This is a genomic window from Micromonospora sp. WMMB482, from assembly GCF_019038635.1.
Taxonomy (GTDB): Bacteria; Actinomycetota; Actinomycetes; order Mycobacteriales; family Micromonosporaceae; genus Micromonospora; species Micromonospora marina.
This window is the reverse complement of sequence record NZ_JAHOPD010000019.1, coordinates 1-6,323: the sequence shown is the minus strand read 5'-3', so window position 1 is coordinate 6,323 and position 6,323 is coordinate 1. Positions and strand designations below refer to the sequence as shown.

Here is a 6,323-nt window from a genome sequence, read left to right as displayed (position 1 = left end):
AAGTCGCCGAGCACGCTGTCCATCTGGTCGCGCACGGTCTGCGGGGGCAGCGGCAGGACCGCGTCGACGCCCCTGGTGCTCTGCGCGGTGACGGCGGTGAGCACGCTCGTGCCGTACGCCCCGAGCGCGGCGAACGTCTTGAGGTCGGCCTGGATGCCCGCCCCTGCTCCGGAGTCGGAGCCGGCGATCGTGAGGACTGTTCTCGGCGTCACTGCGCTTCTCCAGTGGTTGCGGTTGAGGGCTGCGGCCGACCGTGCCCACTCCGGGCGGTCAGGCTTGATCCCTCCGTGGTCACGGTCGGCCGCAGCCTTCTCGTGCGGGCCTGCGTCGGATCGCGCAGGGTGGGTGCGCGCCACACGGGTGGCCGCCTCCTGGAAGGCGCTGCCCAGCGTGGTGGCGGTTTCTCGCGGGTCGTGGGCGCGCATGACGGCGCCCAGGACTGCCACTCCTCTGGCGCCTGCCTCTACACAAGCGTGGACCTGGGTCGGGTTTCGATGCCGCCGAGTGCGAGCACCGGGACCGGGCTGGCTTTCACCAGCGCGGCGAGTCCGGCCGGTCGTAGCGCCGGGCCGTAGCCGGGTTTCGTCCTTGTCTCGTAGACCGGGGACAGCGTCGCGTAGTGCTCGGTGGTGAGCCGGGCCAGCTCGGCGGTGTCGTGGCAGGAGCGGCCGACCAGTCCGACGGCGGGCGGCGGGTACGGGCCGGCGGCGGGCAGGTGCACCGCGTCCCGTCGAGCGGATCGGGTCCGGCGACGATCAGCGTGCCGCCCACCTCGGCGAGGATCGCGCGCAGGTCGACGGCGAGCGCGAGGCGCTCGGGGCGGGGCAGGTCCTTCTCCCGCAGCACCACCCACCGCACTCCCCACCGACGGCACCCGCGACCACATCGACGAGCGACCCCCGGACGGCACGTCGATCGGTCAACACGACGACCCCGGTCGGGCCGGCGTAGATCTTGGTACGCGGCTGCCCCTCCAGGGGGGCTTCCGTACCAGGATCGGCCGCGACACCGGCGGCGGTCACAGGTCGGGCCGCCCGTCGTCGGGAGTGGACGCCAGGGCGTGGAAGCGGCGGGCGATACGGCCCGCGCCGTACGCCAGGCGCCCGGCCTCGACCGCGTACCGCATCGCCGTGGCCATCGCCACCGGCTCGGCGGCCCGGGTCACGGCGCTCGCCAGCAGCACCGCGTCGCAGCCCAGCTCCATCGCCAGCGCGGCGTCGGAGGCGGTGCCGATGCCCGCGTCGAGTACCACCGGCACGTCGACCGCCTGCCGGATCAGCCGGATGTGGTGCGGGTTGCCGATGCCGAGTCCGGAACGATCGGCGACCCGGCCGGCATCACCGCCGCGCACCCCACGTCGGCCAGCCGACGCGCCAGCACCGGATCGTCCGAGGTGTACGGCAGCACGGTGAACCCGTCCGCCACCAGCTCCTCGGCGGCGCGCAGCAGCTCCACCCCGTCGGGCAGCAGCGTGCGCTCGTCGCCGATCACCTCCAGCTTCACCCAGTCGGTGTCGAACGCCTCCGGGCCAGGTGCGCCGTCTTCACCGCCTCCACCGCGGTCCGGCAGCCGGCCGTGTTCGGCAGCAGCCGTACGCCACACCGCTCCACCAGGTCGAGCAGTCCGCCCGACCCGCCGGGCGTGGTGTCCACCCGGCGCAGCGCCAGCGTCACCAGCTCGGTACCGGAGGCGCGGATCGCCTGCTCCAGCGCGTGCAGGTTGGCCGCGCCGCCGGTGCCCAGAATGAGCCGGGAGCCGAACGTGACCCCGCCGATCTCCAGCGTGGACACCCCGCTCACCCGCCCTGGGTGGCACTGAGCACCTCGACGCGGTCGCCGTCGCGCAGCACGCTCGCCGACCAGCCGCCGCGCGGCACCACCTCGCCGTTCACCGCGACCGCGAGCCCGCGCTCCCGGTCGGTGACGGTGCGGACCACCTCGGCCACTGTGACGCCCTGGCAGCGTCCGGCCGAGGCCGTTGACGATCAGTTCCACGTGCGCTCCTTCCCGAAGCGTCCGGGGTGAAGGGGGCGAGCGCGGGATCCGGCTCGCCGGAGACGATCAGCTCGGTGACCAGGCCGGCGGTGACCGGGGTGAGCACGATGCCGTGGCGGTGGTGCCGGTCGCGGCGAGCACGCCCGGCCGACCGGGCAGCGGCCCGATGATCGGCGCGTTGTCGGGTGTACCGGGGCGCAGCCCGGCGACGGCCTCCACCAGCTCGTACTCGACGAGTTCCGGCACCAGCTCCGCGGCGGCGCGCAGCAGCGTCAGCACGCCACCGGCGGTGACAGCGGTGTCCGCGCGCTCCTCGACTGTCGCCCCGACCACGACCTCCCCGCTGGCCCGGGGCACCAGGTAGACCGGCTCGCTGTCCGCGTACCCCGGATCACGTGCCGGAAGCCCGGCGGACCGCCACCCGGCGCGCGCAGCCGCAGCACCTGGCCCTTCACCGGCCGGACCGGCAGGCCGGTCAGGCCCGCCGCGCCGCATCCGGCCGCGACCACCGTGACCCCGGCATCCACCTCGGACAGCGCGCCGACGCGGGCGGGCGCAGCTCCACCCCGGCGCGTTCCGCGGCCGTGCGCAGCGCGGCGACCAGCCGCCGCGGGTCGACCTGGTGGTCGCCGGTGGCCACCGCGCCGCCGCGCACCCGCGGCGCCAGCGCCGGCTCGCGGTCGCGCAGCTCCGAGGGGCGCAGCGGCGTGATCGGCAGTCCCAACCCCAGTTGGTACGACCACAGCCGCCGCGCCTCGGCCAGGTCGTCGGCGGTGAGCCCGACGACGAGCGTGCCCTCGGTGCGGTACCCGAGGTCGACGCCGCTCGCCCCGGCCAGCTCGGCGGCGAAGCCGGGCCAGCGGGCGGCGGAGGAGACGAGCAGCGCGGTCAGATCGCGTTCCCGAAGTACGCCTCGGCGACCGGCGACAGCATCCCGGCGGCCACCGACGAGGCGCCCGACCCGGGCCGGTCGTCGTGCACCACCACTCGTAGTCCGCGCTGCGCGCACCGCCATGCGATCGCCCACCCCACCGGCCCGCCCCCCACCACCGCCACGTCGGTAAGGAAGGGCCCCCTGTTAACGCCTCCGGTAGAGGAAGGGCCCCCTCTTAACACGTCAGCGCCCGCAGTAGCTCGGCGGTGGCGGACGCGGGATCGGCGGCCAGGGCTGGCCGCCGATCCCGCGTCCGCCACCGCCGAGCTACTGCGGGCGCTGACGTGTTAAGAGGGGGCCCTTCCTCTACCGGAGGCGTTAACAGGGGGCCTTCCTTACCGACGTGGCGGTGGTGGGGGGCGGGCCGGTGGGGTGGGCGATCGCATGGCGGTGCGCGCAGCGCGGACTACGAGTGGTGGTGCACGACGACCGGCCGGGTCGGGCGCCTCGTCGGTGGCCGCCGGGATGCTGTCGCCGGTCGCCGAGGCGTACTTCGGGAACGCGATCTGACCGCGCTGCTCGTCTCCTCCGCCGCCCGCTGGCCGGCTTCGCCGCCGAGCTGGCCGGGGCGAGCGGCGTCGACCTCGGGTACCGCACCGAGGGCACGCTCGTCGTCGGGCTCACCGCCGACGACCTGGCCGAGGCGCGGCGGCTGTGGTCGTACCAACTGGGGTTGGGACTGCCGATCACGCCGCTGCGCCCCTCGGAGCTGCGCGACCGCGAGCCGGCGCTGGCGCCGCGGGGTGCGCGGCGGCGCGGTGGCCACCGGCGACCACCAGGTCGACCCGCGGCGGCTGGTCGCCGCGCTGCGCACGGCCGCGGAACGCGCCGGGGTGGAGCTGCGCCCGGCCCGCGTCGGCGCGCTGTCCGAGGTGGATGCCGGGGTCACGGTGGTCGCGGCCGGATGCGGCGCGGCGGGCCTGACCGGCCTGCCGGTCCGGCCGGTGAAGGGCCAGGTGCTGCGGCTGCGCGCGCCGGGTGGCGGTCCGCCGGGCTTCCGGCACGTGATCCGGGGGTACGCGGACAGCGAGCCGGTCTACCTGGTGCCCGGGCCAGCGGGGAGGTCGTGGTCGGGCGACAGTCGAGGAGCGCGCGGACACCGCTGTCACCGCCGGTGGCGTGCTGACGCTGCTGCGCGCCGCCGCGGAGCTGGTGCCGGAACTCGTCGAGTACGAGCTGGTGGAGGCCGTCGCCGGGCTGCGCCCCGGTACACCCGACAACGCGCGATCATCGGGCCGCTGCCCGGTCGGCCGGGCGTGCTCGCCGCGACGGGCACCACCGCCACGGCATCGTGCTCACCCGGTCACCGCCGGCCTGGTCACCGAGCTGATCGTCTCCGGCGAGCCGGATCCCGCGCTCGCCCCCTTCACCCCGGACCGCTTCGGGAAGGAGCGCACGTGGAACTGATCGTCAACGGCCTCGGCCGGACGCTGCCCGAGGGCGTCACAGTGGCCGAGGTGGTCCGCACCGTCACCGACGGGAGCGCGGGCTCGCGGTCGCGGTGAACGGCGAGGTGGTGCCGCGCGGCGGCTGGTCGGCGAGCGTGCTGCGCGACGGCGACCGCGTCGAGGTGCTCAGTGCCACCCAGGGCGGGTGAGCGGGGTGTCCACGCTGGAGATCGGCGGGGTCACGTTCGGCTCCCGGCTCATTCTGGGCACCGGCGGCGCGGCCAACCTGCACGCGCTGGAGCAGGCGATCCGCGCCTCCGGTACCGAGCTGGTGACGCTGGCGCTGCGCCGGGTGGACACCACGCCCGGCGGGTCGGGCGGACTGCTCGACCTGGTGGAGCGGTGTGGCGTACGGCTGCTGCCGAACACGGCCGGCTGCCGGACCGCGGTGGAGGCGGTGAAGACGGCGCACCTGGCCCGGGAGGCGTTCGACACCGACTGGGTGAAGCTGGAGGTGATCGGCGACGAGCGCACGCTGCTGCCCGACGGGGTGGAGCTGCTGCGCGCCGCCGAGGAGCTGGTGGCGGACGGGTTCACCGTGCTGCCGTACACCTCGGACGATCCGGTGCTGGCGCGTCGGCTGGCCGACGTGGGGTGCGCGGCGGTGATGCCGGCCGGGTCGCCGATCGGTTCCGGACTCGGCATCGGCAACCCGCACCACATCCGGCTGATCCGGCAGGCGGTCGACGTGCCGGTGGTACTCGACGCGGGCATCGGCACCGCCTCCGACGCCGCGCTGGCGATGGAGCTGGGCTGCGACGCGGTGCTGCTGGCGAGCGCCGTGACCCGGGCCGCCGAGCCGGTGGCGATGGCCACGGCGATGCGGTACGCGGTCGAGGCCGGGCGCCTGGCGTACGGCGCGGGCCGTATCGCCCGCCGCTTCCACGCCCTGGCGTCCACTCCCGACGACGGGCGGCCCGACCTGTGACCGCCGCCGGTGTCGCGGCCGATCCTGGTACGGAAGCCCCCCTGGAGGGGCAGCCGCGTACCAAGATCTACGCCGGCCCGACCGGGGTCGTCGTGTTGACCGATCGACGTGCCGTCCGGGGGTCGCTCGTCGATGTGGTCGCGGGTGCCGTCGGTGGGGGAGTGCGGTGGGTGGTGCTGCGGGAGAAGGACCTGCCCCGCCCCGAGCGCCTCGCGCTCGCCGTCGACCTGCGCGCGATCCTCGCCGAGGTGGGCGGCACGCTGATCGTCGCCGGACCCGATCCGCTCGACGGGGACGCGGTGCACCTGCCCGCCGCCGGCCCGTACCCGCCGCCCGCCGTCGGACTGGTCGGCCGCTCCTGCCACGACACCGCCGAGCTGGCCCGGCTCACCACCGAGCACTACGCGACGCTGTCCCCGGTCTACGAGACAAGGACGAAACCCGGCTACGGCCCGGCGCTACGACCGGCCGGACTCGCCGCGCTGGTGAAAGCCAGCCCGGTCCCGGTGCTCGCACTCGGCGGCATCGAAACCCCGACCCAGGTCCACGCTTGTGTAGAGGCAGGCGCCAGAGGAGTGGCAGTCCTGGGCGCCGTCATGCGCGCCCACGACCCGCGAGAAACCGCCACCACGCTGGGCAGCGCCTTCCAGGAGGCGGCCACCCGTGTGGCGCGCACCCACCCTGCGCGATCCGACGCAGGCCCGCACGAGAAGGGCTGCGGCGACCGTGACCACGGAGGGATCAAGCTGACCGCCCGGAGTGGGCACGGTCGCCGCAGCCCTCAACCGCAACCACTGGAGAAGCGCAGTGACGCCGAGAACAGTCCTCACGATCGCCGGCTCGACTCCGGAGCAGGGGCGGGCATCCAGGCCGACCTCAAGACGTTCGCCGCGCTCGGGGCGTACGGCACGAGCGTGCTCACCGCCACCGTCACGCGCAGAGCACCAGGGGCGTCGACGCGGTCCTGCCGCTGCCCCCGCAGACCGTGCGCGACCAGATGGACAGCGTGCTCGGCGACT

4 protein-coding genes and 9 pseudogenes are annotated in these 6,323 nt (G+C 75.2%); 7 read left to right on the top strand and 6 right to left on the bottom strand.

The genetic code is table 11. The annotated features are described in order from the left end of the window. From KSK32_RS00825 to KSK32_RS34850, 6 genes and pseudogenes are all read right to left on the bottom strand, one after another. On the bottom strand, positions 1-212 hold a 212-nt coding region (locus KSK32_RS00825; protein WP_216927976.1), incomplete at its 3' end, for a bifunctional hydroxymethylpyrimidine kinase/phosphomethylpyrimidine kinase. Positions 213-296: 84 nt separating this feature from the next. Then, a pseudogene (locus tag KSK32_RS00820) lies at positions 297-953 on the bottom strand (thiamine phosphate synthase); the annotation flags it as partial. Between the two features lie 65 nt (positions 954-1,018). Beyond that, a pseudogene (locus tag KSK32_RS00815) lies at positions 1,019-1,799 on the bottom strand (thiazole synthase). Further along, a pseudogene (thiS, locus tag KSK32_RS00810) lies at positions 1,796-1,994 on the bottom strand (sulfur carrier protein ThiS). The pseudogenes KSK32_RS00815 and thiS (KSK32_RS00810) overlap by 4 nt, the downstream one beginning before the upstream one ends. A gap of 66 nt (positions 1,995-2,060) precedes the next feature. Then, positions 2,061-2,351 carry an FAD-dependent oxidoreductase gene (locus KSK32_RS34855; protein WP_374226683.1) on the bottom strand — a complete coding sequence of 97 codons (291 nt, stop codon included), beginning with the start codon at positions 2,349-2,351 and terminating at the stop codon, positions 2,061-2,063. Between the two features lie 118 nt (positions 2,352-2,469). After that, positions 2,470-3,026, bottom strand: a pseudogene (locus KSK32_RS34850) (FAD-dependent oxidoreductase). Between the two features lie 245 nt (positions 3,027-3,271). Here KSK32_RS34850 and KSK32_RS34845 point away from each other — a divergent pair. The 7 genes and pseudogenes from KSK32_RS34845 to KSK32_RS00780 all read left to right on the top strand — a co-directional run. Continuing rightward, a pseudogene (locus KSK32_RS34845) lies at positions 3,272-3,622 on the top strand (FAD-dependent oxidoreductase); the annotation flags it as partial. Positions 3,623-3,671: 49 nt separating this feature from the next. Further along, positions 3,672-4,145, top strand: a pseudogene (locus KSK32_RS34840) (FAD-dependent oxidoreductase); the annotation flags it as partial. Next, the gene (locus KSK32_RS34835) at positions 4,048-4,335 is read left to right on the top strand and encodes a hypothetical protein (protein ID WP_374226684.1); all 288 of its coding nucleotides are present in this window, start codon (positions 4,048-4,050) and stop codon (positions 4,333-4,335) included. The pseudogene KSK32_RS34840 and the gene KSK32_RS34835, both read left to right, overlap by 98 nt. Next, a pseudogene (gene thiS / locus KSK32_RS33100) lies at positions 4,326-4,525 on the top strand (sulfur carrier protein ThiS). The gene KSK32_RS34835 and the pseudogene thiS (KSK32_RS33100) overlap by 10 nt, the downstream one beginning before the upstream one ends. Next, the gene (locus tag KSK32_RS00790; protein ID WP_216927972.1) at positions 4,522-5,304 is read left to right on the top strand and encodes a thiazole synthase; all 783 of its coding nucleotides are present in this window, start codon (positions 4,522-4,524) and stop codon (positions 5,302-5,304) included. The pseudogene thiS (KSK32_RS33100) and the gene KSK32_RS00790 overlap by 4 nt, the downstream one beginning before the upstream one ends. A gap of 65 nt (positions 5,305-5,369) precedes the next feature. Then, positions 5,370-5,990 (top strand): annotated as a pseudogene (locus KSK32_RS00785) (thiamine phosphate synthase); the annotation flags it as partial. A gap of 121 nt (positions 5,991-6,111) precedes the next feature. Then, positions 6,112-6,323, top strand: a pseudogene (locus tag KSK32_RS00780) (bifunctional hydroxymethylpyrimidine kinase/phosphomethylpyrimidine kinase); the annotation flags it as partial.